This window comes from Sorangium sp. So ce836 (assembly GCF_028553905.1).
GTDB classification, from domain to species: domain Bacteria; phylum Myxococcota_A; class Polyangia; order Polyangiales; family Polyangiaceae; genus Sorangium; species Sorangium cellulosum_D.
The window spans coordinates 11,167,006-11,193,226 of sequence record NZ_CP102233.1 but is presented as its reverse complement, the minus strand read 5'-3'; the positions used below and the strand labels follow the sequence as shown (position 1 = coordinate 11,193,226).

Sequence of the window (26,221 nt, the reverse complement as noted above, 5' to 3'; positions counted from 1 at the left end):
CCCGGCGCCGGGACGCCCGCGGATCACCCCTCCGCGTCGTCGTCGTCGCCGGCGATCTCGTCGGTCGTCGAGCGCCGGCCGAGCCAGCGGCGGAGCTGGGTCCGGTGCACGCCCAGCGCGCGGGCCGTGCGCGCCACGTTCCCGCCCTCGCGGCGCAGCACCTCCTCGATGACCTCGTCGGCGGGCAGCGACGCCGCCCGCCGCGCCGGCCGCTCGCCGGCCGGGGGCAGCGACGACCGCCGGCCCCGGTCCGAGGGGTGCTCCGAGCTGCCCGTCTGCGCCGGGGCGAAGGCTTGCCCCGCCGAGGGCGACAGGTGCCGCGCCTGGACCACCGCGCTCTTCTCGATCTGCGCCTCCTGCGCCGCCGCGCGGATCTCGGCCATCAGCTCCCGCACGTTTCCGGGCCACGCCCGCACGAGGCACGCCTCGATGAGCGACGCGTGGGCCACGGGCGGCGCGCCCGCGTTGCCGCGCTCGACGGCGGCGCCCGCGCTCCGCAGCGCCGCGTCCACGAGCCACGGGACCTCCTCGGGCCGCTCGTGCAGCCGCGGGATGCGGACCGCCGGCTGCGCGATGCGGAAGAAGAGATCCTCGCGGAGCTTCCCTGCGGCCACCTGCGCGCGCAGGTCCTTGTGGGTCGCCGACACGAGCGCGAAGTCCACCTGCACGGGCCGCGAGGCGCCGAGCGGGATCACCTCCTTCGCCTCGAGCGCGCGGAGGAGCTTCGCCTGCACCCCGAGATCGAGCTCGGCCACCTCGTCGAGGAAGAGGACCCCGCCCTGGGCGGCTTGCACGTACCCCTCGGAGTCGGCCGCGGCGCCCGAATACGCCCCCCTGCGCGCGCCGAAGAGCAGCCGCTCGGCGAGGCCGTCGGGGATGGCGGCGCAGTTCACGGGGACGAACGGCCCTCCGCGGCGCGGGCCGAGGGCGTGGAAGGCGCGCGCCGCGTGCTCCTTGCCGGTCCCGCTCTCGCCGGTGATGTGCAGCGCGGTCCCGAAGCGCGCCGCGCGATCGATCGCGTCCCACGCGCGGGCGAGGGTCGGCCCGAGGATCGTGCCCCCGGCCGTGGAGATCCCCGCCCGGAACGGCTCCACGTCGGCCTGGATCACGAACACCGACGAGCCGGTGCGCACGATGCGCAGCTCGCCGCCCGCGCGCGCCCCGGTCAGCGGGACGCCGTCGAGCGACGTTCCGTTCCGGCTATCGAGGTCTTCGACCTCCCACTGGCCCTGGTTCCAGCGCACGCGCGCGTGTCTGCGCGACATCCTCAGGTCGTCGAGGGGGACGCCTCCGACCTCGCCGCGCCCGAGCTCGAGCTCGCCGTCCTTGAGCGGGAGGACGTCGCAGCGAGGGCAATCCACGGAGAAGACGAGCACCAGCCCAGGCGTCGGCCTCCTGGAACGCAGGCGTTCCGAGGCCGTTCCGAGCGAGTCGTCCAGGGTTGTCCTGGGTGCAGTGGTGGACACCACGTCGCCGTCGAGTGTAGCGCGGACCCGCAGCGATGAGGAACCTCCTGATGGGAATCGTCCTCGGGACACGTTGTCCGACAGCGTAGAGCCCTTCCTACCGGAGAGCGCCCACAGGGCACGTCGTCCGACAGCGCAGCGCTCTCCCCACCGAGGAGCGGCCCCGGGGCGGGGCGTCCAACAGCATAGGAATCTTCTTGATGAGGCCGTCGTGGAGGCTGCTCCCGCGCCGGCGCTTTGACGTGCGCCGGCGGGGGGCCTGCCCGGTTGCCGGTGATGAGGAGTCGCGGGCAGCGCGCTGTCGCGGGGATCGAGTCGATGATCCCGGGATCGAAGCCCTGGAGATGGCCGGGCAGGGGGCCTCGCTCCCTCTTGCAATGTTCCGGTGCAAATTGCCCCAGCGTGACCGATGCGCGTGGCCGATTCCCCGCGAAAAATAAGGATTCTTGCTTTATTTGCCGCGAAAGGTCGCGGCCGAGGGCCGAGCTCGCCGCCGGGGGCGCGGGCGAGGGGGCATTGGCCGGGGATTTCGTCGATGCAGCGAAGGCTGAGGCCGGGGAACGGGGGATGGTTCGCCGCTTGCTTTCGTGGATGTCGACCCATGAACGGCGAGCACCGAGTCCCCGGCCAGAGCAGAGCGTTCGCCAGAAGAGGCGATGCGAGCACGGGGGGTGTCTCGTCCTGCGTCCGCGGGCTGCCGACGCGGGAGCGCGCCGTGGGCGAGGTCCTCGCCGGCAAGTACCAGATCGTGGGCCGGCTGGGCGCCGGCGGCATGGGCACCGTGTGGCGGGCGCGCAGCTTGTGGCTCGACGTCGACGTGGCGATCAAGGTGCTCCACGAGGAGCAGTTCGACGCGCACGCCGCAGAGCGCCTGCTCCGGGAGGCGCGCGCGACGGCGAGGCTCGGGCACCCGGCGATCGTGCGCGTGTTCGATTTCGGCGAGACCGACTCGGGCGAGCCGTTCCTGGTGATGGAGCTCCTCGAGGGCACGTCGCTCTCGAACTGGCTGGAGGCGAACGGCCGGATGCCGGCGGAGCAGGCGGTCCAGATGCTCTTGCCGGTGGCGTGCGCCCTCGCGGCGGCGCACGCGCAGAGCATCGTTCATCGCGACATCAAGCCTGCCAATATCCTCGTCGTGCCCGACGGGGCGGGCGGCCATGTCCCGAAGGTGGTCGATTTCGGCATTGCCAAGCTGGCCAACGCGGTGAGCCCCGCGATCACGCAACGGGGGATGATCGTCGGCAGCCCCGAGTACATGTCGCCGGAGCAGGCCGACGGCCAGCTGGAGGTCGGGGAGCAGACGGACGTCTGGGCGTTCAGCGTGGTGCTGTACGAGCTCATCACCGGGCAGCGGCCGTTCACCGGGGAGAGCCTCGGCGCGGTGATCTCGGCCATCTTCAGCAAGGAGCCGGCGCCGACGACGCAGCTCGGCGCCGGCGACGAGGAGCTCTGGTCGATCCTCCGCCGGGGTCTGGCCAAGTCGCCGGCCGAGCGGTGGCCCAACATGCGGTCGCTGGGCCGCGCGCTGGCGTCCTGGGCCGTCGAGCGCGGGGTCACGGCGGACGTGGCGGGCACGTCGCTCGCGCACCAGTGGCTCGCGCGGGGGCCGGAGTCGCCGCTCACCGCGGAGCGGCCCGCTCCGGTGTTGGCGACGACCGGCGTCGCCGGCGCCGTGTCCGGGCCGAAGGCGGCGCCGCGCCTGCCCGGCGCGGGGAAGACGCTTGTCGCGTCGCCGGCCGCGGCGGCCACGCCTGCCGGGCGCCGGGGCGGCACCATCAGGATGCCCGAGGCCCTGCGCGGCGCGCCGATGGGGCTCGCGCCCCCGCTGCGGCTCCAGAAGGCGCTGCTGGTCGGGGTGCTCGCCGCCTTCGTCGCGCCGGTGGTCGTCGTGATGGGTCTGAGCCTGCGGGGCGGAAGCGCGGGCGCCGCGCGGCCGGCGGTCGCGGCCGCAGCGCCGGTCCTCGAGCCGGGCGCTGCCTTGGCGCTGCCGGGAACGACCCCGGCCGCGCCTCCGGCCGACGTCGTGCCTGCCGAGGGCGGGGGGCCGCGCGCGAGCGCCATCGACGCGGCCGCGCGGGGCGCGCCGGCAGGCAAGCCGCCCGCGCAGCCGGCCGAGCCGGCCGATCCGTGGGACGATCCGGACGATCCTTGGGGCGAGCCGGCCGATCCGTGGGACGAGATCGCGCCGTCCTCGGCGCCGGCCGAGCTGCCCGTCCAGCGCGTCGAGGCGCTCCCGCAGCGGGGCGAGCCGCGCGCGCAGGGGCCCGAGGCGCGCCCGCAGCGGCCCGAGGCGCGCCCGCAGCGGCCCGAGGCGCGCCCGCAGCGGCCCGAGCCGCGCGCGCAGCGGGCCGAGCCGCGCGCGCAGCGGACCGAGCCGCCGCGTCCGGCGCCTGCGTCCACGGCCATGCCGCTGCCGGCGGCGCCCGATTTCTGAGGTGATCATGCGCAATCGTGGGGTGAAGTTCCGCGCCATTCGCGCCTCGGGCGACCTGCTGCTCCTGCTGCTCGCGCTCGCTGCGGCCCCGCTTGGAGCGGGCGGCTGCTCCGCGCTCATCGGCGCCGAGCTGTCCGACAAGGACGAAGCGGCCGAGGACGCTGCGGGGCGGGAGGATCAGGCCGACGACGGGAGCGGCGGTGGCGATCTCAGCAGGAGCAGCGGCACGAGCGCGAGCGGCGTCGGGAGCACCGGCGGTCCCGAGGGCGCGACGAGCAGCGCGAGCGGCGGCGGCGAGAGCGCGAGCAGCGGGAGCGGCGCGGGCGCGAGCGGCGGCGGCGGCGCGGGCGCGAGCGGCGGCGGCGGCGCGGGCGCAAGCAGCGGGAGCGGCGCGGGCGCAAGCAGCGGCGGCGATGGTGCGAGCAGCGGGAGCGGCGCGGGCGCAAGCAGCGGGAGCGGCCCGGGCGCAAGCAGCGGGAGCGGCGCGGGCGCAAGCAGCGGGAGCGGCCCGGGCGCAAGCAGCGGGAGCGGCCCGGGCGAAAGCAGCGGGAGCGGCCCGGGCGAAAGCAGCGGGAGCGGCCCGGGCCCGAGCGGCGGCGGCCCGAGCGAAAGCAGCGGCGGCCCGGGCCCGAGCGGCGGCGGCCCGGGCCCGAGCGGCGGCGGCGGTGCGAGCAGCGGCGGCGATGGTGCGAGCAGCGGGACCGGCAGCGGCGCTGGCGGCGCGAGCAGCGGGAGCGGCGAGGGAGGCGGCGCGAGCAGCGGCAGCTCGGGCGGCGAAGCGCACTGCAATGGCCATTTCGCCGATTGCGACGGGGACGCGGCGCACCATTGCGAGACCAACCTATGGAACAACGACAATCACTGCGGCGCTTGCGACAACCGATGTCCGGACGGCACGGACTGCCAGCAGGGGGAGTGTCGATGAGGGCGCGTTCTCCTGCGCGATCCGGGCGGACGCTCGCCTCTGTCGCCGCGGCGCTGCTCCTCGCCGCAGCCCCGCTCCCCGCGGCGGCGCAGGGCACGGGGGACGTGACTGCGGCGCGCGTGCTGTTCGTCCAGGGGGCGAAGTTCGCCCGGGAGGGGCGGTGGGAGGAGGCGCGGGCGCTGTACGCCCGGTCGCTGGAGATCAAGGCGACGCCCCTCACGCGGTACAGCCTCGGCGTCGCGCAGAAGGAGACCGGGCGCCTCGTCGACGCGCTCGCCAGCTTTCGCGCCTTCCTGGCGGAGCCGGCGACGCCGACGACCGAGCCCTACGTCGGTCCGGCGCGCGAGGCCGTGGCAACACTCGAGAAGCGCGTCGGCCGGGCGACCCTCGCCATCGAGCCGGGCAAGGTCGACGGGCTGGCCCTGGCCCTGGACGGCAAGCCGGTGCGCGCGGCGCCGGGCCAGGTGCTCGAGCTCGACCCGGGCGACCACGAGGTCGTGGCGAGCGCTCCGGGGTACCGCGCCGCGGCGGCCCGGTTCCGCGTCGCCGCCGGCGGCTCGGTCGAGGTCCCGCTCGCGCTCGCGCCGTCCGCCGCCGAGGCCTCGCGGCCCTCGGCTGCCGCGGGGGGTCTGCCTCCCCTGGCCGACGCTTCCGAGGGGCCGAGCCGGACGCTCCCGGTCGTGATGATGGGCGTGGGCGGCGCGCTCTTCGCCGGGGGCGCCGTCCTCGGCCTCGCCGGCTTGAAGCAGGCGGGCGACGCGCGATCGGGCACGGGCTCGGACGCGAGCTCGGCGCGGGCCAAGGGGATCGTCGGCGACGTGCTCGGCGGCGTCGGCATCGCGACCGTGGGCGTCGGGCTCTACTTGCTGCTCAACGAATCAGCGCCGAGCCCCCCCAGGGCGGGCTCCGTGACCCCGTGGCTGGGCGCGTCGGGCGCGGGCGTCGAAATGCGGCTCTGATCCGCATCGCCCCGCGCCGCGGGGCCGCTCGCTCTTCTCTCTTCCTTGCTCTGTGCCCGCTGTGCCTCTGTAGTTTCCCCCTCTTCTTCTCACGCCAGAAGACGCGTCCCTGGCGCGCTCGTCCGCAGGCCATCGCCGGCGCAATGCCCGAGCGTCGGAATCGTGCGCAAACCATTGTCCGGCCCCTCGGCGGCGCATTCGACGGGCGGTGCTCGATTCTTGTTTTGTGCGATCGATCTCCGTAGCCTGTCCTCGGCGAGATCGAATCAGCGGCCGCGGCGCGAATGTTTCGAGCGGTGTGCCATCGAGCGGACTCGCCGCTGGAGGGTAGGGGGTATGAGGAATTTCCTGGCACAGGGCGTGTCCCATTCCGTCCATGGGGAGCGCCCGGGCGGCCTGGCTCCTGACGCAGCTCGTGCGCGCAAGCCGTCGCGGCCCCTCGTCGTCGCGCTGGCGGCGATGACGGTCGTTCTGTTCGCAGCCGAAGCCTGGGCTTCCGGCACGTGGACCCAGCGGGTCACGTCCGGTCCGGCGCCGACGGAGCGCTCGACCCCCGCGGTCGCCGCGATCGGCGACGCCGTTTACCTGTTCGGCGGCATGAAAGACGACTTCTCGACCTTCGAGAACACCTTCTACAACGATCTCTATCGATTCGACACCGCGCTCGATGCCTGGGAGCTCCTCGATCCGGCGGGGGACCTGCCGCCGCCGCGCGTGTTCGCCGGCGCGGCGGCCGACGAGTGCAATGGCGTCATGCTCGTGTTCGGCGGGGCGACGTACAGCCCCGACTTCTCCGATTTCGTGGCCTACGACGATCTCTGGGCTTACGACGCCGACGCGGACGCCTGGGTCGAGATCCACCCCGCGAACGCCGGGCCGGTCGGCCGATCCCGCCCGAACGTCTGGTTCGCCGGCGGGAAGCTGTATGTTTTCGGCGGAGTGACCAGCGCCTTCGAGTTCATGAACGATCTCTGGGCGTACGATCTGGCGTCGAACCGGTGGAAGGAGCTCGTGCCGGCCGGCGCTCCCGGCTCGCCGCGCGGCCGGCACGAGGCGATGGCGGGGACGGCGCCGATCCGGGGCAAGCTGACGCTGTACGGCGGCGAGACGATGGGCGCCGCTGGCTTCGAGATGCTGGACGATACCTGGGAGTTCGACCTGCGCACCCGCCGGTGGACCGAGGTGACGCCGCGCGCGCGGCGCGACATCACGCCGCCGCGCAACTACGGCGCCGCGGCGGTCATCGGCTGGGACCTGTACCTGCAAGGCGGCGACGTGTCGGGCGGCTCGTCGGGGTGCGGCGCGCCGTTCGAGCAGAACCCCGTCGAGGAGCTCTGGCGGTACAGCCCGATCCAGCGGAAGTGGACCAAGCTGTCGCCGGGCGGCGATCCGCTGGTCAGGCTCAAGCGACATGTCGCCGCGGAGGTGAACGGCACCATGTACCTGTTCTCGGGGTGGGATTTCGCGTGTGACGGCGGCGTGGGCCCCGGTCAGCTCTGGAACCGCGACGTCTATTCGTTCGATCCCTGAGCGGGGCAGGAGACCGCCACGCCGGCGGCGGGCGCGCCGCGCTACCCGGCGGCGGCGCGGACATGGTACTGCGCGCTCATGCGCTCGCTCGCGATGGTGCTGTCCCTGGCCGCGCTCCTGGCCACGGGCGCGCCCGCTTCGGCCAGCGGCGACGGCGCCGACCAGCCTGCGGCGGACGCGCCTGCGCCCTCGCAGACCGCGCCCTCGCAGACCGCGCCCTCGCAGACCGCGCCCTCGCAGGCCGCGCCCCCGGCGGACGCACCTGCGTCGCCGCAGGCCGCGGCGGCGGCGCGGTGGTGCGCGCCGGAGCTCGCCGCGCTGCCCGGCGAGGTGTGCGCCTTCCTGCCGGCCGAAGCAGCGCCGGGCCCCCGCGTGCTCGTGATCTTCCTGCACGGCGTCGTTCAGCCCGATTCAGGGTGGCAGTGGGCGCAACAGCGGGGCGCGGCGCGGGCCGGCGCGCGGCACGGCGTCGCCGTGATGATGCCGCGCGGCCGCAGGGGGATCGGGCCGAAGACGATGGAAGACTGGTGGTGCTGGCCGACCGCCACCGCGGCGCAGGCGGCCCACGAGGACGCGCTGCTCGCCGAGTGGGACGCGGCGCGCGCGGAGCTCGAGCGGCGCGCGGGCGGGCGCTTCGAGCGGGTGCTCGTGTTCGGCTTCTCGAACGGCGCGTACTACGCGACGTCGCTGGCGATGCGCGGGCGGCTGCCGGTCGACGGCTACGCGGCGTTCGCGGGCGGCTCGGGCGCGCGCTACCTGGAGCGGGCGGGCGCGCAGACCAAGGCGCGCCCGCCGATCTTCGTCGGCTGGGGCGGCAAGGACCCGGCGCACCGGGACCAGGTCGCGCTCGCGAAGATGCTCCGCCGGCTGAAGTGGCCTTCGAGGTCGCTCGCCAAGCCCCGCGCGGGGCACGCGATGACCGACGATCAGGTCGACCAGGCGTTCGCCTTCCTGAGCGGCAAGCGAGGCGGCGCCACGGCGCCCGGCAGGGGTCGCGGCGCTCGAGCGCGCTGACGGACGCGCAGGCCGCCGTCCGGCGGGGGCCGCTCGACCGCGCCCGCGGCGGGAGGCGAGGGCGCGGTCAGCCGCCGCCGGGCCGGCCCTGCTCCGCTGCGCTGGCCGCCGCCGGCGCGTCGTCGGCCGGCACCTGGAGCATCGCGTAGTCGATCGTGGTCTCGTTGCGCAGCACGGTGAGCACCACCATGTCCCCGGGCGCGCTGGCGTGCAGGTAGCTCTCCAGCCCCGCCATCGAGTGGACCGGCCGCCCGTCGACGGCGAGGATGACGTCGCCCGGCTCCAGCAGGGGGGACGTGAAGCTGCGGATATCCATGCTCGCGATCCTCACGCCGTCGCCTGCGGTCGGCTGGATCGTGAGGTACCACGGCGCCGGGACGACGGTCGCCGTGGACGCGGGGCTCGACGGCTGCTCCCGTCGCGCGGTCTCCGCCGGGCTCGCCGACGCGCCTGCGCGCGGCTGCGCGGCGTCGGGGCGCGGGGCGTTTGCGCGCGGCTGCGCGGCGTCAGCGCGCGGCTGCGCGGCGTCTGCGCGCGGCTGCGCGGCGTCAGCGCGCGGCTGCGCGGCGTCAGCGCGCGGCTGCGCGGTGTCTGCGGGCTGCGTGGCCTCGACGCGCGGACAGTCGCCGCGGCACGCGGCGACCGCGAGCGGGACCAGCGGGGTGAGCATGCCCGAGAGCCGCCGAGCCCACCCGCACGCGTCGCGCGCACGGAACGGTCGATCCCGCTGCTGACTTGCATGCATGGCCCCTCGGCGCCCCCCCGCCTCCTGACTCCTACGATGCAAGATCCCCACCAGCGATTCTCCGCCGCTATCCGGGCCGATGCTGGAACGCAGGGAGGAGGTTCACCTCCGGCGCGCCGCGATCACGCGCGGGCGAGCCGTGGCGCCGGGACGAAGTGCGCGGGGAACACCCGCTCGAGGAACTCGTTGCGCAGGAGCCCGTCGGGGTCGACGAGCTGCTTCAGCCGGACGAACTCCGGGAGCGCGTGCGCGTACATCGCCTGGAGGTGCTCCGCTGTCGCGTGGACGTTCTTGACCAGGTAGACCCGGCCGCCGATCTCGAGGCTGTGCGCGCTGAGCTCGGTGAGCCGCAGGCGGATGCGGTGCACGCTCTCCTCATCGCTGCCCGTGAACGCGACCGTGACCGCGAACCCGTCCGTCCCGTGGTTCGCCGAGAGGAGGAACTTGTCGCCCTGGATGTGGAGCACGTCGAGCAGCAGCGGCGGGGTTCCGTCTCGGGTCGCGATCTCGTCGATCCTGCTCAGGAAGCCGGCGAGCCGCCGCAGGCTGTCCTCCCGGGCGCCCGGGTCGTAGGGGATCATGAAGGTCTGCTGCGCCGTGATCATCGGCGCGCCGAGGGCCTGCCCGATGCGGTTCGCGAGCACATTGCCATCCATGAAGAACAGATAGCCCATGAGCTCGTCGACGTTCGGGCGCGAGACGTCGAAGACGAAGCGGTCGATGATCGTCCAGACGGCCCGGCTCACGACGGACGCGCGCATCAGCCACTCGATCGGGACGCGGAGCGGGTAGTTGCGGCGATGGTTCAGCAGCGGGCGGAGCGCGTGGGACGTCCCCGCGACGTACCGCGACCGCAGGACCATGCTCCTGCTGCCTTCGAGGGTCTGGAAGGCGATGGAGAAGAGCGCCTCGGGGATCCACCCGTCCTCGGCCGCGCTCCCTCCCTCTTCGGGCAGGAGCTGCTCGGCGCGCGGGAGCAGCGTCGCGGCGAGCTCCTCGAGCGATCCGCAGCGCGTCGCCTCGGTGACGACCCGGATCGGGGTCCCCGCCGCCGCGACGCGCGCGACGCGGTACGTGACGTCGATCACCGCGCCGAGGTAGCCGAGGCCGCCGATCACCGCGTGGAACAGCGCGCTCGTCCCGTCGTCGCGGCCGAGGGAGAGCAGCTCCCCGTCGAGGGTGAGGAGCGTCAGCCGCTCGACATAATGTCCTTCCTTGCCGCCGGTGCCTGAAAAGCGAGAGAGGCAGTCTCCGGAGACCGTGCCTCCCGCGGTGGCGTGGCTCGTCGAGACCACGGTGTACGGCACGAGCCCGCGGGCGGCGAGCTCACGCACGATCGCTCCCCACGTGGCGCCGGCGCCCACGGTCACCCGCGCCCCCTCCTCGTCGATCTCGATGGAGGTGAAGCGCGTCATCGAGATCACGATGTCGTCGTTCAGCGCCTGCCCATCGAACGACTGCCCCCCGGCGCGGAACGTGATCCTGCGCCCCGTCCGCTTCGCCATGCGGAACAGCACCCGGAGCTCCTCGATCGACGCCGGCGTGTACAGGTCTCCGCACGACTGGTGCAGCCCGCTGTAGCCCTGGAGCAGGCAGAGCGGCTTTCGAGGGATCTCATCGAGCCTCGGCGGCGGCGGCGCGCCCCCGACGTAGGCGAGTCCAGCGTCCCCGGCCCCTCGCGCGGCTCGCCCGGGCGATCCGCTGACGAATCGAGCGACCACGATCAACCCGAGGAGGGCGGGAGGGGGATCTCGTCCATCGTGTCGACCGTCTCGAGGGCTGGGCGCATGCGCGCAGCGTCGCTCGAAACCGGCCAGGCGGGCAAATTCACGCCCCCCGCTGCGCTCCAGCGGTCCCCGCCCGACTCTGGCGCAGCAGACAAAGAGTGACGCTCACCCGCATAGGAGACGGGCCCAGATCGGCGTTTTCGGCGCGGAGGCGTACTCTCGTACGCCGAGCACCGAAAACGTCGAGGTGGACCCGTATCCGCAGCGGGTGAGCGTCGCTCTATAACCCGCGGATCTCGACGTGGATATTCCGCCGGGCCGCGGTCTGCTGGAAGCGGCGGATGAGCTCCGCGACGTCGTGGTCGACGTAGGACGCCCCCTGGGCGTCGACCACCACGTGGGTGTCGCTCGGCAGCCGCTCGAACAGCGCCACGAGCTTGCCCTGGGTGAAGAAGTAGGCCGCCTTGTTGAACCGGATCGTCACGCGCGCCCCCTCGTGGATCACGTCGAACACGCGGGACATCTGCGTCCTCAGCACGAAGAGGACGCCGACCGCGAGGCCGATCGCGATGCCCTTCAGGAGATCGGTCAGCACGATGGCCACGATCGTCACGACGAACGGGATGAAGTGGTTCCAGCCGAGCTTGCGCATCTCCGCGAAGATCGCGGGCTTGGCCAGCTTGTAGCCGGTGACGAGCAGGATCGTCGCGAGGCACGCGAGCGGGATGTGCGAGAGCAGCCCTGCGGCGAAGACCACCGCGAGCAGCAGCAGCGCGCCGTGCGCGAAGGCGGAGACCCGCGTGCGCGCGCCGGCGTTCGTGTTGGCGCTGCTGCGGACGATGACCGACGTGACCGGGAGACCCCCGGCGAACCCGGAGAGCATGTTCGCGACGCCCTGCGCGACGAGCTCCCGGTTCGGCGGCGACTTGCGGTGCCACGGGTCGATCCGGTCCACGGCCTCCAGGTTGAGCAGCGTCTCGAGGCTGGCCACGATCGCCAGCGTCACGCCCAGCACCCAGACCTCGGGCCGCAGGATCGCGGACCAGTCCGGCAGCTGGAGCGCGCTGGCCAGGTCGCCGGTGGGCAGCGTCACGAGGTGCTTCTGCTCGAGGGCGAGCGACGGGGCCGCCACCTTGAAGAGCTCGTTGCCGAGCGTGGCCACGAGCACGGCCGCGAGCGGCGCGGGCAGCCAGGAGATCTTCGCGAGGCGCGACTTCTCCCACCCGACGAGGATGGCCAGGCAGACGGCGCTGATGAGGAACGCGCCCCACTCGATCGCCTGCGGCGCCTGCGCCAGCATCGTGAAGGTGTTGCCGCCCTCGGCCTTGAACGACTCGGAGGCGAAGTTGTCCTTGTCGAAGCCGACGGCGTGCGGCAGCTGCTTCAGGATGAGCAGGACGCCGATGGCCGCGAGCATCCCCTTGATGACCGAGGAGGGGAAGAAGTGGCTGATCGCGCCGGCCTTGAGCACGCCGAGCGCGAGCTGGAGGGCGCCGCCGATGACCACCGCCAGCGCGAACGTCTGGAAGCTCTGCAGGCTGGTGATGCCCGCGAGCACGATGGCCGCGAGCCCCGCCGCCGGGCCGCTCACGCTGAGCTGAGAGCGGCTGATCAGCGGGATGACGAGGCCGCCCACGATCCCGGCGACGATGCCGGACAGGAGGGGGGCCCCGGACGCGAGCGCGATGCCCAGGCAGAGCGGCAGGGCGACGAGAAAGACGACGACGCCCGCGGGGATGTCGTACTTGAGGTTCGCGCTGAGGCGCGGATCCAGCGGCGGCGCGCTGTCCCCGTGCGCCTCCGCCCGGGGCGCGGCTGCGCCTTCTGCGCCGGCGGCGCGGGCACCCATGTGCTCCGACCCGGCGCTGACTTGAATGGCATTTTGAAGCTCCATCGAAAGGCCCTCTCTTCCAGTGAGTCTTGGGTCAGTGCCAGTGAGGCGCTCAGCCCGCGCGCCGGTAGACCGCGGTCTCCGGCAGCGCGGACGGGGGCGCCGCCTCGCAGATGGGCGCGAACTGGCCGCTGGAATGCTCGAACTGGAAGACCTGACCGGTCTCGATCTTGTAGACCCAGGCGTAGAGCGAGAGCTCGCCGCGCGCGAGCCGCGCGCGGATCGTCGGGTGGGTGCGGAGGTTCTCGATCTGGGCGAGGACGTTCTCCTCGACCGTGATCGTCAGGCGGTTCTCCCCCTCGATGTGCGGATAGTTCTCCTGCACCAGGCGGCGCGTCAGCTCCGCGTGCTGGAGCCACGACTTGACCGCCGGCAGCTCCTCCAGGCCGTTGGGATCGAGCAGCCCGCGCATCGCGCCGCAGTGCGTGTGGCCGCAGACGATGACGTGCTTGATCCCGAGGTGCGCGACCGCGAACTCGATCGCCGCGGCCTCGCTGCCGTTGCTCGCGCCGTACGGCGGCACGATGTTGCCGACGTTGCGCACGATGAAGATGTCGCCCGGCTGGGTCTGCGTGATCAGGTTCGGGTTGATCCGGCTGTCCGAGCACGTGATGAACAGCGCCTCGGGGCGCTGACCCCTCGCCAGGTGCTGAAAGAGATCCTGATACGAGCCGCAGATATCCGTCTGGAACTTGTGCAACCCGTCAGCGAGCTTCTGCATTTGAACAAACCCTCTCGTTGACCGCGCCGATCCGGCGCGGCAGTCGTCGTGAACACCTCCGGTTTCCAGCTCCTCCGCGCCAGGCCGCGAGCGGCCTCGGCCACGGAGCTAGCCGATCAATTCAGGAAACGTGGTGGAGGGCGACGGACGGGAGGGTGGGGGACGGGGGAGGAGATGCGGGCGGGCCGGAGATCGGCCACGAGGGCGGCGCGAGGACGCCTCGCGCCGTCGCCGGGCACCGAGCGCATAGCGCGAAGCCGGTGGGCACCGGCACGGATCGACGGCTGCAGTCCAGCGAGATCAACCTGGTCGATCTCGGCGGATCCGGTTCGAAACATCCCCGAAACATCGGAGTTGCTGGCTTCGATGATGCTGATATTCCCCCGCACCAGCGTAAGCGGCGCGAGGATCAGCGCGAAGAGCAGCGCGATCCGAGGGAGGAATGACCGGAGAACCAGCATCGTTCAGGGATGGATAGAGCGTCGGCCGTTGGAACCAGGGTCGAACGCCGTCTATTCCCTAACCTGGCAGCGGGCCCGGTTCGTCGCAAGACGCCACGCGGCCATACCATGTGCGGCAAAGTGTCGCGGTCGGGGACGGATGCCTCGCTCCTGAGCCAGGCCGGCGCCCCGTCCAGATAACCGTTACAGCGACGAGTTTCAACCGTTAGCCAACGCCGTCACGATGGCGTCGCGCAGGGCGACCATCTCGTGCTCACCCGCATATTTGTGACGCGGCCAGAAGAAGCCCTTGAGACCGTCCTTCCGACGGCGCGGGACCACATGGACGTGCAAGTGGGGGACGCTCTGACTGACGCGGTTGTTGATGGCGACGAAGAAGCCGTCGGCTGAGCACGCCGACTCCACGGCGCGCGCGAGGCGCTGCGCGGTCGCGAAGAGCGGTCCGACGAGCTCGGACGGAAGGTCGGTGAGCACCTCGTGATGGGCGCGCGGGATGAGCAGGCAGTGGCCGGGGAAGAGCGGGCGGTAGTCCAGGAACGCGATCGCCTCCGGCTCGTCGAGGACGACGTAGGCCGGCGTTTCGCCCCGGGCGATGCTGCAGAAGGCGCAAGGTCGAGCGGGCATGGCGGCCTCCCGGAGCGATGCCGCGCCGCCTGCCGGGCGTCAACGCCGGCCCGCGGCGAAGCGCGGGGGCGGGCGAGGGCCCGCGGGGGCGGGCGAAGGCCCGCGGGGGCGCGGCGCGGCGTGCGGCCGCCCCGATCAGTGGCTCGCGAGGATCTCCTCGATCGACCCGTGACCGGCGGGCTCGCGCGTCCAGTAGTCGAGGAGCCTCCCGCCGGCCGTCATCCAGGCCCGGTCGTAGCGGCCGTCCTGCGACGTGATCCGCACGATGTGGTCGCCGCCGTGGAACGCCCAGTGGCGGCCCGTGTTGTCGAAGTGATCGATGAGCGCCCCCTGCCGCGTCTTCACGTGCAGGGCGTCGGCCGGATGGTCCCAGGTCGTGTCGACGATGAGCTCGTAGACCTGCCAGAGGTTGCCGGACGGGAGCACGCCCCAGTCGACGTTGAGCCCGGCGTCGTTCGGGAGCCCGAACACGAAGCAGTGCGGCATGCGCCTCGCCGCGTGCCAGAGGTCGCCGTTGCGGCTCGGCTCGTGGTGGAGCGTCACGAGCGTGTTGCGCGCGAGGCCGAACCCGTCGTTGTCGCCCGGGCTGTCCCACACGCGGCGGAAGAGGTGCTGGCAGAGCTGGTCGGCCCCGGCGGAGAACCCGACCGTGAGCAGGCCCCGCTGCCGGCGCTCGTGCAGGATGCGCCCGAACTTGCCGGGCTCCCCCTCGAACAGGGCGCCGAGCTGCTTGTAGCGAGAGAGCCCCGTCGTGCTGTAGCCGCCGCCGAGGATCACCACCTCGGACGACCCGAGGAGGTGCCAGAGCACGTCGACGTCCTCCCGCCGCAGGTGGCTGGTCCAGTAGAACGGCACGTGCTCGAGGCCGAACCGCTCGTAGAACTGGAAGAACCAGCGGAAGCTCTCGTACGAGAACTCCTGCCGCTCGCGCTCGTCGCCGTCGCGGGGCGCCTCCGACATCGGCAGGAACAGGACGCGCTTGTTGTCCCGCCCGCGGAGGGCGCGCTGCGCGATGTAGTCGTTGTGGATGACGTTGCAGCGGCTGTGCGAGCTGTAGATCAGCGCGGTCCCTCTCATCAGGCCGCGCATCTCAGCGGCTCGGCGCGCCCTGCGTCAAGGGGGCGCGCGCTGCGCGCGGGCGCGGGCGGCCGCGGCCGGGCGCGCTCAGCCGCGCCGCACCTGCTGCATCTTGCGCGGGACGGCGCCGGAGCGCATCAGCATCTCGAACGCCTCCTTCTCGAGCATCGGGTGCACGCCGCGCGGCGGGACGCCCATGGGGCTCTTCTTCTTCGTGATGAACCCGCTCAGGTACTGCGGGTTGAGCGCGCTCAGGCTCCGGAGCGTGCTCTTCATCTGCTTCGTGTTGTTCGCCCACGCGTAGGCGAACGCCCGCGAGCGGAGCAGCTGCGGCTTGAGCTCGGCGAACGCGTCGTCGTTCGGGTCGAACGTCTCGAGCAGCTCGACGGCCTTCGTGGCCTGCCCGGTGCGGGCCCACGCCTCGCCGACGATGGCGGCCATCATGGCGCGGATCCTCGGCTCCTTGTGGCGGGTCATGTCGATCTTGTCGACGAGCGCCCGCGCCTCGTCCGTCTCGCTCAGGATGAGGTGGATCATGCCGCGCTGCGCGCGCGCCTCGTCGGCCATGGGCGCCATCACCTTGTCGAGGTTGATGGTCTCGAGCGTCCGGAGCGCGGCGCGCGGGTCCTCCTGCATCTGGAGCTGCGCCTTCGCGAACGTCGCGGCCGCGTCGTCCTTCTTGAACTCCGTGTCGAGCTTGGCGATCGCGTCCTTGCGCGCCTCGGCGGAGTCGGCGGTCTGCACGATCTGCGCGACGGCGCGCGTCTTGGTCGCGAAGCGCAGCGCCCACAGGATGACGCCCGCGACCACGACCGTCAGGACGCCGGCGGTCACCTTCGGCCAGACCCCGGGGATCGCCAGGGCGATGGCCCAGACGATGAGCGCCGGGATGCCGACGCGGAGGGCGAGCGAGCGCGGGTTCAGCTGGGAGAGGGGGTCGGCCGGCGGCTTTCCGCTGCGGAGCGCGGCGATGGCCTGCTCGCGCTGCTGCTTGGGGCTCTGCTTCTTCGGGGTGGGTTTGCCGGGGGTCTTCATCGAAGGTCGTGGATCTGGCGGATGTTGCGCCTCCGCGGGGCGCGGGGTCTCATAGCCGGCCTGCGGGAGAGCGGCCAGCGGAGGCGGGCGGACGAGCTGCCCGGCCCCCGGGGAGGGGGGCGTCGCGCGGGGCGCGCACGGGCTGAACTCGCCGGGGACGCCCTGTGCCCGGCGTGCTGCGCACGCCAGACACAGGGCGTCAATTGGGCTCAGACACCAGCCCGTGCGCGCCCCGCGCGACGCCCCCCCTCCCCGGGGGCCTACGGTCGTCGCAAGGGTGGGGGACGAGCTTGGGAGGCGTCAGCTCGCGGCGGCGTCGGGGTCGCCGGGGCGCGCGGGGGGGTCGCCCTCGGGGGCGGAGGCGGGGAGCGGGGTGACCGCAGGGCGGACGGTCTCGAAGCCGCGCAGCGGCGGGAGCGGCTCTATCGAGGGGGCGACGAGCGCGGCGCCGCGCGTCGGCGGGATCGAGGCCGTGGGGTCGGCGAGGCCGAGCGTGGACTCGCGGAAGTGAAGGAAGACCGTCTGCGCGATCGACAGGCACGGGACCGCGAAGAGCGCGCCGGTGATCTGGAAGAAGTGCTCGCCGATGAGCAACGCGAGCACCACGAGCACCGGATGGATCTTCGCCGAGTCGCCGATGATCTTCGGGTTCAGGAAGTTCGCCTCGAGCTGGTGGATGCCCACGATCCACGCGAGCACGCCGACCGCCGTGCCGAACGACTGCGTGAGGCCGATGACGACCGCAGGGATCGAGCTCAAGATCGAGCCGAAGATCGGGATCAGCGACATCACCGCCGCGAGGACCGAGAGGATCGGCCAGTACTTGAGGTCGAAGAGCCAGAAGCCGATCGCGGAGAGGACGCCGTTCACGAGGCAGATGAGGAGCTGCCCGCGCACGACGCCGGACAGCCCCCGGTCGAGCCGGCGCAGGAAGCGATCGAACGAGTCGCGCGAGCTCGGATGCCAGAGCTCGCGGAAGAAGCGCAGGATCTTCTCGTGCGTCAGGATGATGTACCCCGCGAGCATCAACGTCATGAAGAGGTTGAAGATGCCGCGCGAGATCGCGGTCGCGATGGCCTGGCCGATGCGCAGGACCGTGAGCGAGTTCTCCTTGAGGTAGGCGGCCGCCTTCTCGTAGCCCTCCTGGAGCATGTTCGCGCTCGAGAGCGGGTGCTTCGGGCGCGCCGGCGCGATCTGCCAGACGCCGTCGCCGGTCTCGCGGATCTCGACGTCCTCGGCGATGCGCACGTCGAAGGAGCCGTCCGGCCCGGGGACGATGCGGACAGGCGAACGCTCGGGGCCATCCTCCCCGGCGGCGAGCGCGCCGGGCGGCGCGTCGAGGTCGTCGAGCGCCGGGTCCGGAGCGACGTCGTGCGGCGCGGGCGGCGCTTCGGGCGACGCCGGCGGCTCGCGGCCGGACCAGCGGCGGAGCCGCGCGTCGAGCGCGGGCAGGTACTCCTCGCGGAGCCGCGCGGCGAGCCGCGGCGCCTCGGCGGTGAGCGCCTTCCCCTCGACGACGAGCCGCGGGACGCTGAGGGCGAAGAAGCTCGCGACGCCGGAGAGCACGAGGGCGTAGACGACGAGGATCGCGGCCCACCGCGGGACGCGCGCGCGCTCGAGCCGGAGGACCGCCGGCGTGAGCACGTAGGCCACGACGAGCGCGAGCACGAAGGGGAGCAGCACCGCGTGCGAGACGATGAGCAGCGCCGCCGTCAGGACGGCGCTCACCGTCAGGAACACGACGCGCCGCGAGGGCCCCTCGCTCACGGCGCCTCGCGCGCGGCCGGGCCCGGGACGCCGTCGTCGACGAGCGACGCGGGCAGGTCGGCGAAGAAGCCGAGCAGGTGGTCGCGCGTCGCCTCGAGCGCCTGCGGCACGACGCGCGTGTCGGCGAGCACGGGCATGAAGTTCGTGTCGCCCGGCCAGCGCGGCACGATGTGCACGTGCAGGTGCTCGGCGATCCCGGCGCCCGCGGCGGTGCCGAGGTTGATGCCGACGTTCATGCCCTCGCACCTGAGCGCGGAGCGCAGGCGGGTCGCCGACTCGCGCACGAGGCGGAAGAGCGCCTCGTGGTCGGCCGGCTCGAGCGCGTCGAGCGAGGCGACGTGCGCGTGCGGGACGACGAGGAGGTGCCCCGAGGCGAACGGGTAGCGGTTCAGCATGACGAACGCGCGGCGGGTCGCGGTCACGACCAGCCGGTCGCGCTGTTCTTGCTGGGTTGCGCGGGGGATGCCGCAGAAGATGCAGTCGGACTGGCCCTTCGGCGCAAGGATGTACTCGATGCGCCAGGGCGCCCACAGGGGGTTGCCCATGTCGCGGAGACGCTAGCACGGCGGCCACGCGCGCGGGACCACCGCCCGTGCTTCGCGCCCGCCGCGTCGCCCCATCGTCATCATCGCCGTTCGCGCCTCGCGCCGTCCTCGCGCGGCTCACTCGGGGATTGCCCGCCCGCGCTCGGCCGCGGGCCCCCGCGCGGACCTCAGAAGGCGACCGGCGTGGCGCCGAGATCGAAGCAGACCGAGAGGGCAAGCCCGGCGGACGTGCCGAGCGCGTCCCAGACGAGATCGCGGAGCGACGGGGTGCCGTACCCGGCGGCGTCGAACGCCTCCTTCACCAGGCCGGCGCCGAGCGCGACCGCGGCCCCCACCGCGATCCGTCCGTGGATGTCGTCGGTCGCGAGCGCGCCGAGCGCGTACCCGCCGCTGGCGAGGACGATTGACGCACAGAAATGGCGCGCCTTGTCATCGCCGAACCACGGGTCGGGGGCGCGCAGCGGCGCGTACGCGCGCGCGAGCGGCCGCTCCGGGAACGTCACACGGGGCAGGCCGACCGGGAGGCGGGCGAGGGGGTCGCCGGCCGCGGGGCGGGCAAGGGGACCGGCGGGGCCGGGGGGAGCGGCGGCGCCGGCAAGAGGACCCGCGGGGACAGCCAAGGGGCGCGGGCCGGCGAGGGGGCCGTCGGCGCGGGCGGGGAGCGCGCCGAGCGCCAGGGCGGCAAGGACCGGCGCGGCGAGGGCGGAGCGCGCGAGGAGGCTCATCGCGGCGAGATCGTCCGCGGCGCCCCGGAAAAAGCAAGAGGCGAGGCCCTGGGGAGGGCCTCGCCTCTCATCGACATCGGGTCCACACGGCGAGCCGAGCGGCACCGGGGCGCCCGCAGCCCGCCGTACCTTCGGTGCGGCGGAGTGAGCGCCTGGCGCGCGGCCGGATCAGGCGGGCCGCGCGCCGGGCAGCGTCACTTCAGGTCGAGCTTGCCGCCGAACTTCTCCTTGATGAGATCGCCGATCGTCCCGGCCACCGGCTTGTCGTCGTCGTCCTTGCGCTTCTGCTGCTGGCGCTGGACCGGGGCGGGGCGCTCCATGCCGATGTTCTTCATCGTCAGGAAGAGCCGGCGGTCGACCGTGTCGAGCGAGGAGATCTCGGCCTTGACCTTGTCGCCGACCTTGAGCTTGCCGTCCTCGGGCTCCTGCACGTCGCTCTGCGAGATGAGGCCCTCGACGCCCTCGCGCAGCCGCACGAACACGCCGTAGTCGACGATGCTCACCACCTGGGCGTCCTCGATGACGCGGCCGGGCGGGTACTCCTGCAGCATGGTCGGCCACGGGTCGTCCCAGAGCTGCTTGATGCCGAGGGAGACCTTCTTCTCGTCGTGGTTGATCGAGAGGATGATCGCCTCGACGTCGTCGCCCTTGTGGTACAGGTCGCTCGGGTTGTTGACGCGCACCGACCACGAGAGGTCGCTCTTGTGGACCATGCCGTCGACGCCCTCCTCGATCCCGACGAAGACGCCGTAGTCGGTGAGCGACCGGACCTTGCCCGCGATCTTGTCGCCGGGGTGGTACTTGTCCGTGAAGAGCATCCACGGATCCGGCTCCAGCTGCTTGAGGCCGAGGCTGATGCGCTTCGCGCGCGCGTCCACCTCGAGCACCTGGCACTCGAGCTCCTGGCCCACCTCGAGCAGCTTCGACGGGTGCTTGACCTTCTTGGTCCAGCTCATCTCGCTCACGTGGATGAGGCCCTCGACGCCCGGCTCCAGCTCGACGAACGCGCCGTAGTCGGTGATCGACATGACCTTGCCCCGGACCTTCTTGCCCGCGGGGTAGGCCTCCTCGGCGTGGTTCCAGGGGTCCTCCTGGGTCTGCTTGAGGCCCAGGGAGACGCGCTCGGTGTCGGCGTTGTACTTGAGGACCTTCACGAGGACCTCGTCGCCGACCTGGAACACCTCGCTCGGGTGGTTCACGCGGCCCCACGACATGTCCGTGATGTGCAGGAGGCCATCGATGCCGCCGAGGTCGACGAACGCGCCGTACTCGGTGATGTTCTTGATGGTCCCCTTGACGGTCATCCCCTCGGTCAACGTCTCGAGCGTCTTGGCCTTCATCTCGTCGCGCTCGCGCTCGAGGAGCACGCGCCGCGAGAGCACGATGTTGCCGCGCTTCTTGTTGAACTTGATGACCTTGAACTTGTAGGTCTGGCCGATCAGCTTGTCCAAGTTGCGGATCGGGCGGAGGTCGACCTGCGAGCCCGGGAGGAAGGCCTTCACGCCGCCGCGGATGGTGACCGAGAGGCCGCCCTTCACGCGCTGGCTGATCGTGCCCTCGATGAGCTCGTCCGCCTCGCAGGCGTTCGAGATCTCATCCCAGACCTTCATCTTGTCGGCCTTCTCCTTCGACAAGGTGACGAGGCCGTCGTCGTTCTCGCGGCTCTCGATGTAGACGTCGACCTTGTCGCCCGCCTTGACGGCGGCCTGGCCCGCGGCGTCCGCGAACTCGCGCAGCGCGATGACGCCCTCGCTCTTGCCGCCGATGTCGACCACGACGGAGTCGCGGTTCACTGCGACCACGGTGCCGGAGATGATCTCTCCTTCACGCGCGAAATCGCCCCCTTCCACGCTCTGTTCGAAGAGCGCGGCAAAGCTCTCCATGCTCGCCCCGGACGAGCCTGCCTCCATATGGATGTTACTAGTCATGTTGTTCGTTCTTGTTTCCTTTCCTTCCCTGGGATTCGCCGCGCGGGCGTAGGCGTGGACCCTTGGTGCCACGCACGAGCGGCGGAGGGGCAGGCACACGCGTACCGATGCACCCGGCCCCTCGGGAGAGGCGAGCCTGTAGTCTGAGGAGGGGCCTCTGTCAATGCAACGACCGAGCCACGGCGGGTTTTTGTCGTTTCCCTGAGAACCGTCGAGCCCGCCGGATCAAAGCGGCGCGATCGTCAGGGCGCGGCGCGCGGGGCGCTGCCGGCGGCGCTCGAGGCGGACAGCGCCCGCTGTGCGAGCGCGGAGCAGGCGCGATCGAGGCCCTCGACCGGCCATTTCGTCCGGATCTCGACGCGATCGCCCTGCGCTTCGGCCTGGGCGCCGTCGATCGCGGCCCCGGCGCCGGCGACGTCGGGGAGCAGCGCGAGCGCGAGCTTGAGGCTGCCGAGGAACGCCTGGGCGTCCCCGGCGAGCGCCGCGGCGGTGTCGCCCGAGACGGGCGCGAGGCGCGTCGCGAGCGCGGGCTCCGCGCCGAGCGTGAGCGTGCCCGAGGCGTGATCGATGCGCCGGAACAGTGCGCCGGCCCGCGGGAGCAGCGGCGAGACCGCGCCCGCGGCGCCCGACCAAGCGGCGCCCGTGAGCGCGAAGGCGACGGCGCCCTGCTCGGGCAGATCGAGGCGCTGCCACTCGTCCGACGCGGGCAGCGCGGCCTTCACGATCTCGACGTCCGTGCCGAGGACGAGCGTGCCGTCGTCGGCCTGCCCGATCACGGCCCGCGGGCGCGGGCCGCCGGCGCCGACGAGCAGGAGCTCGCCCTCGCGGCGGACGTCGGACCAGCCCTCCTCGCGGGCGACCTTCTCCATGCCGGCGACGAACCGGCCCTTCGGCATGCGCCCGCCCGCGAGCGCGACCCAGCTCGCGGCGTCGGTCGAGGCGATCACGATCTCGCGCACGTCCGAGAGGACGTCGACGCCGGTGGCCGCCTCGATGCGCGCTCGCCGCGACGCGCCCGAGGGCGCCTCCTCGACCAGCGGCAGGAAGTGCTGGCGCACGGGCCCGAAGAGCGCGAGCTCCGCGGTCTCGAGGCGGACCACGATGTTCGCGTCGCCCGGGATGTGGCGCCGGGCCGTCGGCTCGTAGCGCCAGAAGAGGAAGTAGACGCCGAGCGCGACGCCGGCGAGCAGCGCGACGCCGGCGATCGCCGCGGCGAGGCACGCGGCCCCCCGCGGCCGGCCGGGGCGCGGCGGGGCGGCGCCGCCGTCGGGCTGCGCGGGGGGCGCCTCGGCGGGGTCGGCCCCCGGGGCCGGCGCGGGCGCCGCGGCGTCGTCGATCACGGTCGGTCGGATCGGCTCTTCGATCAGGGTGTCGGGCATCGGTTCAGCCGGGGGAGCCCCGGGACAGCAGGGCGAGCACGAGGGGCGCCGGGAAGAGCCAGCGGAGCCGCACGGTGCGCTCCACCTGCTCGATCGAGAGCGCCTTCATCAGCTCTGCGTAACGCACATCCTCGACGTTGTCGCGCAGCACCTCGAGGAACCGCCGTGCGCGCCCGGCGCCGGCCGGGTCGACGCCGACGATCTCGGCGTCGAGGCGCACCCCCTCGTCGGCGAGGGACGCCACGGCGCGGACGCGCTCGACGCCGGCGACGAGCGCGAAGGCCGACGGGAAGCGGCGCGCGAGCGAGGCGGGGAGCCGGCGCGCGCGCAGGTCGAGGCTCACGAGCCCCTCGGCGGCCGGGTCGCCGCGGCGCTCGTCCGGGCCGTCGCGGAGGACGCGCGCGACGCTGCTCACCTCGGCCGCGGACACGAGCGCGACGGCGCGATCGCCGAGCGCGACGATCCGCGCCGTGTCGGCGCGCGCGGCGACGCCGTCGCCGCGGCGGTCGAAGACGGCGACGCCGCCCTGCACGCCCTCTGCCACGGGCGACGGCGCCCAGCGGTCGGGATCGGGCGCGAGCCCGGCCATGCGGCCCTCCAGGACGACGACGCGGTCGCCCTCCTCGAGATCGGCGAGCCGCAGGCCGAGCCAGACGACGTCGGCGCGCCGGAGGGCGCGCTCGAGCGCCTCGTCGGGCGCCTCGTCGAGCGCGCGCCGCGCGAGCTCGTCCGCGGCCGCCTGGCCGAGGCCGGCGCGCATGCGGGCGACGTCGACGCGCACCACGAGATCGAGATCGGCCGGGAGCAGATCGGCGGGCTCGATGCGCCGGACGATCCGCGGGCCGTCCGGGATCCTCGCGCGCTGCGCCTCGGCCCGCGGCGCCGCGCCCCCGCAGGCCGGGAGCGCGAGCGCGATCACGGCGGCGACGACGGCTGCGGCGGCGGCGCGGGCGTCACGCGCCGCGCGCACGGATCTCCACGAGGGACGCCATCTCGTCGACGATCTCCTGCGGGCTCAGGTGCCCGGAGTCGACCAGGATCGCGTCGTCGGCCTTGCGGAGCGGCGCGACGGCGCGCTCGCTGTCGGCCTTGTCGCGGCGGAGCACGTCGGAGAGCGTCGCCTCGAAGCTGACGGAGATGCCGCGCGCGACGAGCTCGTCGTACCGCCGCTTCGCGCGGATCTCGGCCGGCGCGGTGAGGAAGAACTTCACCTCGGCGTCGGGGAACACCACGGTGCCGATGTCGCGCCCCTCGAGCACGACCCCGCCGCCGGCGCCGGCCTGCCGCTGCATCGCGAGCAGCGCCTTGCGCACCGCGGGGATGGCCGAGACCCGGCTCGCGCCGAGGCTGATCTCGGGGGCGCGGATCGCGCTGGAGACGTCCTCGCCGTCGAGCAGCACACGCATGCCGCTGCCGCCCACGCTCGAGTGCGGCGGCCCGCCTTCCGGCGCGGCGTGCGCGGCGACGGCGTCGGCGTGCGCGGCGACGGCGTCGGTGGAGTCGGGCGGCGCGCCGCGCTCCAGCGTGATGCGCCCGCCGCTCGCGAGATCCTCGGCGAGGGCGCCGATCGCGCCGCTCTCGTCCCACACGAGGCCCACGCGGTGGGCCGCGAGCGCGACGACGCGGTAGATCGCGCCGGTGTCGACGAGGAGGTAGCCGAGCCGCTCGGCGAGCCCCCGCGCGACCGTGCCCTTGCCGGCGCCGGCCGGCCCGTCGATGGCGACGCGCAGCCGCCGGAGCTCGCCCTGGCCCGGGAGGTGGCGTGCGTCGTCCTGTCTCTGCCGTTCGGTCACCTGCGCTCCTCCTCGCTCGCCCGCTCGCCCGCTCACGCGGCGCGGGCGCCCTCGACCTCGATGCGCGCGCCCAGGGCGCGGAGCGTCCCGACGAAGAGGGGGAAGCTCGTCGCGATGCAGCCCGCGTCGCGCACGCGCGTCGGCCCGCGCGCGGCGAGCCCGAGCACGGCGGCCGTCATCGCGATGCGGTGGTCGCCGCGGCTGTCGACGTCGGCCGCGTCGAGCGGCCGGTCGGGCCTGCCCTCGACGAGGAGCCCGTCGGTGCGCTCCTCGCAGCGCAGGCCGAAGGCGCCGAGCACGGACGCCATCGCCGCGATCCGGTCGGTCTCCTGCGCGCGCAGCTCCCGCGCGTCGAACACCTCGGTGACGCCGCGCGCCCGCGCGGCGAGGCCGAGCAGGACGGGCAGCTCGTCGAGGGCGCGCGCGGCGAGCTCGCCGCCCGCGCGCCCGCCGCGCAGGCCGGACCCGGAGGCGATGTGGAGATCGCCGGTCGGCTCGCCGAGGGCCTCCCCCTTGATCTCGACGGCGACGCTGCTGTCCATGTCGCGCAGCACCTCGAGCAGGCCGGTGCGCGTCGGGTTGAGGCCGACGCGGCGCGCGGTCACGCGGCTCCCCGGCACGAGCTCCGCGGCGGCGAGGAGGAACGCGGCGGCGGAGAGGTCGCCGGGCACGTCGACGTCGAACGCCGGCAGATCGCCGGAGAAGCGGGCCGCGTCGAGGCAGACCATCGCGCCGACCGAGTCGACCGGGACGCCGAGCGCGGTGAGCATGCGCTCGGTGTGATCGCGCGAGACGATCGGCTCGCGCACGAAGGTGGGGCCGTCGGCGAAGAGGCCGGAGAAGAGGAGGGCGCTCTTCACCTGGTCGCACGGGACGGGGAGGTCGTACTCGATGGACGAGAGCACGTGCGGCTCGGGGAGCGGACCGACGTCGAGCGGCGCGGTGATCTCGCCGATCGTGCGCGGGTCGAGCTGCCCCTCGATGCGCCCGCCGCGGAGGCGGAGCGGCTTCGCGACGCGCTCCATGGGGCGGCGCGAGAGGGACGCGTCGCCGACGAGGCGGGCGGCGAAGCGCTGGGCGACGAGGATGCCCGAGAGGAGCCGCATGGTGGTCCCGGAGTTGCCGCAGTCGATGGGCCCGCCGGGGGCGCGGAGGCCGGAGAGCCCGGCGCCGCTCACGACGAGGTCGCCCGGCGACGGCTCCTCGACGCGGACGCCCAGGGCGCGCAGCGCGTCGACGGTCGAGCGGACGTCGCCGCCGAGCGTCCCGCAGCGGACGCGGCTCTGCCCGGTGGCGAGCCCCGCCAGGAGGAGCGCCCTGTGGGCGATGCTCTTGTCCGCGGGGACTGGCACGCTCCCGATGAGCGGCCGCTCTGCCGGGTGGACGATCAGGTCGGGCACGCGATGCCGTTTAGCAGAACGGCGGGCGCAGGCACAGCGGGCGGGGCGGGGTGCGGCGGGGGCGCGGCGCGGCGG

Annotated in this window: 22 protein-coding genes; 6 read left to right on the top strand and 16 right to left on the bottom strand. The window is 73.4% G+C overall.

Features of this window, described 5'->3' with window-relative positions; translation table 11 throughout:
* Positions 1–23: 23 nt before the first annotated feature.
* Positions 24–1,376, bottom strand: a complete 1,353-nt coding sequence (locus tag NQZ70_RS40795; RefSeq protein WP_129579041.1) for a sigma 54-interacting transcriptional regulator — start codon at positions 1,374–1,376, stop codon at positions 24–26.
* Between the two features lie 691 nt (positions 1,377–2,067).
* On the opposite strand from NQZ70_RS40795, the gene NQZ70_RS40790 reads away from it, so the two are divergent.
* From NQZ70_RS40790 to NQZ70_RS40770, 5 genes are all read left to right on the top strand, one after another.
* Positions 2,068–3,900 (top strand): serine/threonine-protein kinase, encoded by a 1,833-nt coding sequence (locus tag NQZ70_RS40790; protein WP_207217611.1) that lies wholly within the window; start codon positions 2,068–2,070, stop codon positions 3,898–3,900.
* Between the two features lie 7 nt (positions 3,901–3,907).
* Positions 3,908–4,825, top strand: coding sequence for a hypothetical protein (locus NQZ70_RS40785; protein WP_129579039.1), 918 nt, complete (start codon positions 3,908–3,910; stop codon positions 4,823–4,825).
* Entirely contained in the window at positions 4,822–5,784 is a 963-nt protein-coding gene (locus NQZ70_RS40780; protein ID WP_237244506.1) for a tetratricopeptide repeat protein, read from the top strand. Before NQZ70_RS40785 ends, NQZ70_RS40780 begins: the two co-directional genes overlap by 4 nt.
* A gap of 459 nt (positions 5,785–6,243) precedes the next feature.
* Positions 6,244–7,314 carry a kelch repeat-containing protein gene (locus NQZ70_RS40775; RefSeq protein ID WP_165374414.1) on the top strand — a complete coding sequence of 357 codons (1,071 nt, stop codon included), beginning with the start codon at positions 6,244–6,246 and terminating at the stop codon, positions 7,312–7,314.
* A gap of 78 nt (positions 7,315–7,392) precedes the next feature.
* Entirely contained in the window at positions 7,393–8,328 is a 936-nt protein-coding gene (locus tag NQZ70_RS40770) for an alpha/beta hydrolase (RefSeq protein WP_129579036.1), read from the top strand.
* Between the two features lie 67 nt (positions 8,329–8,395).
* On the opposite strand, the gene NQZ70_RS40765 is transcribed toward NQZ70_RS40770, so the two are convergent.
* From NQZ70_RS40765 to NQZ70_RS40750, 4 genes are all read right to left on the bottom strand, one after another.
* A complete protein-coding gene (locus NQZ70_RS40765) occupies positions 8,396–8,998 on the bottom strand; it encodes a PDZ domain-containing protein (protein ID WP_129579035.1) in 603 nt (200 codons plus the stop codon).
* A 197-nt stretch (positions 8,999–9,195) separates the two neighbouring features.
* The gene (locus NQZ70_RS40760; protein ID WP_237244505.1) at positions 9,196–10,794 is read right to left on the bottom strand and encodes an FAD-binding oxidoreductase; all 1,599 of its coding nucleotides are present in this window, start codon (positions 10,792–10,794) and stop codon (positions 9,196–9,198) included.
* 286 nt (positions 10,795–11,080) lie between these two features.
* Entirely contained in the window at positions 11,081–12,694 is a 1,614-nt protein-coding gene (locus NQZ70_RS40755) for a SulP family inorganic anion transporter (protein ID WP_237244504.1), read from the bottom strand.
* Between the two features lie 49 nt (positions 12,695–12,743).
* Positions 12,744–13,412, bottom strand: coding sequence for a carbonic anhydrase (locus tag NQZ70_RS40750; RefSeq protein WP_129579033.1), 669 nt, complete (start codon positions 13,410–13,412; stop codon positions 12,744–12,746).
* A 260-nt stretch (positions 13,413–13,672) separates the two neighbouring features.
* On the opposite strand from NQZ70_RS40750, the gene NQZ70_RS40745 reads away from it, so the two are divergent.
* Positions 13,673–13,858 carry a hypothetical protein gene (locus NQZ70_RS40745; protein ID WP_129579032.1) on the top strand — a complete coding sequence of 62 codons (186 nt, stop codon included), beginning with the start codon at positions 13,673–13,675 and terminating at the stop codon, positions 13,856–13,858.
* Positions 13,859–14,071: 213 nt separating this feature from the next.
* Here the strand turns inward: NQZ70_RS40745 and NQZ70_RS40740 are convergent, their stop codons facing one another.
* The 11 genes from NQZ70_RS40740 to aroA all read right to left on the bottom strand — a co-directional run bounded on the left by NQZ70_RS40740 (position 14,072) and on the right by aroA (position 26,146).
* Positions 14,072–14,497, bottom strand: a complete 426-nt coding sequence (locus tag NQZ70_RS40740; RefSeq protein ID WP_129579031.1) for an HIT family protein — start codon at positions 14,495–14,497, stop codon at positions 14,072–14,074.
* A gap of 135 nt (positions 14,498–14,632) precedes the next feature.
* On the bottom strand, positions 14,633–15,574 hold the full coding sequence (locus NQZ70_RS40735; RefSeq protein WP_237244503.1) for a hypothetical protein: 942 nt from the start codon (positions 15,572–15,574) through the stop codon (positions 14,633–14,635).
* Positions 15,575–15,661: 87 nt separating this feature from the next.
* Positions 15,662–16,609, bottom strand: a complete 948-nt coding sequence (locus tag NQZ70_RS40730) for a hypothetical protein (protein WP_129579029.1) — start codon at positions 16,607–16,609, stop codon at positions 15,662–15,664.
* Positions 16,610–16,909: 300 nt separating this feature from the next.
* Positions 16,910–18,376, bottom strand: coding sequence for an AI-2E family transporter (locus NQZ70_RS40725; protein WP_129579028.1), 1,467 nt, complete (start codon positions 18,374–18,376; stop codon positions 16,910–16,912).
* Positions 18,373–18,921: an HIT domain-containing protein gene (locus tag NQZ70_RS40720; protein ID WP_129579027.1), complete on the bottom strand. Its 549-nt coding sequence runs from the start codon at positions 18,919–18,921 to the stop codon at positions 18,373–18,375. The genes NQZ70_RS40725 and NQZ70_RS40720 overlap by 4 nt, the downstream gene beginning before the upstream one ends.
* Positions 18,922–19,088: 167 nt before the next feature.
* Positions 19,089–19,646: a hypothetical protein gene (locus tag NQZ70_RS40715; protein ID WP_165374413.1), complete on the bottom strand. Its 558-nt coding sequence runs from the start codon at positions 19,644–19,646 to the stop codon at positions 19,089–19,091.
* A 194-nt stretch (positions 19,647–19,840) separates the two neighbouring features.
* Entirely contained in the window at positions 19,841–21,646 is a 1,806-nt protein-coding gene (locus NQZ70_RS40710) for a 30S ribosomal protein S1 (RefSeq protein WP_257792742.1), read from the bottom strand.
* Positions 21,647–21,816: 170 nt separating this feature from the next.
* Positions 21,817–22,953, bottom strand: coding sequence for a hypothetical protein (locus NQZ70_RS40705; RefSeq protein WP_272826582.1), 1,137 nt, complete (start codon positions 22,951–22,953; stop codon positions 21,817–21,819).
* 4 nt (positions 22,954–22,957) lie between these two features.
* On the bottom strand, positions 22,958–23,923 hold the full coding sequence (locus tag NQZ70_RS40700; RefSeq protein WP_129579025.1) for a hypothetical protein: 966 nt from the start codon (positions 23,921–23,923) through the stop codon (positions 22,958–22,960).
* On the bottom strand, positions 23,907–24,746 hold the full coding sequence (cmk, locus tag NQZ70_RS40695) for a (d)CMP kinase (RefSeq protein ID WP_237244501.1): 840 nt from the start codon (positions 24,744–24,746) through the stop codon (positions 23,907–23,909). Before cmk ends, NQZ70_RS40700 begins: the two co-directional genes overlap by 17 nt.
* A 32-nt stretch (positions 24,747–24,778) precedes the next feature.
* On the bottom strand, positions 24,779–26,146 hold the full coding sequence (gene aroA / locus NQZ70_RS40690) for a 3-phosphoshikimate 1-carboxyvinyltransferase (protein WP_129579024.1): 1,368 nt from the start codon (positions 26,144–26,146) through the stop codon (positions 24,779–24,781).
* Between the last annotated feature and the right edge of the window lie 75 nt (positions 26,147–26,221).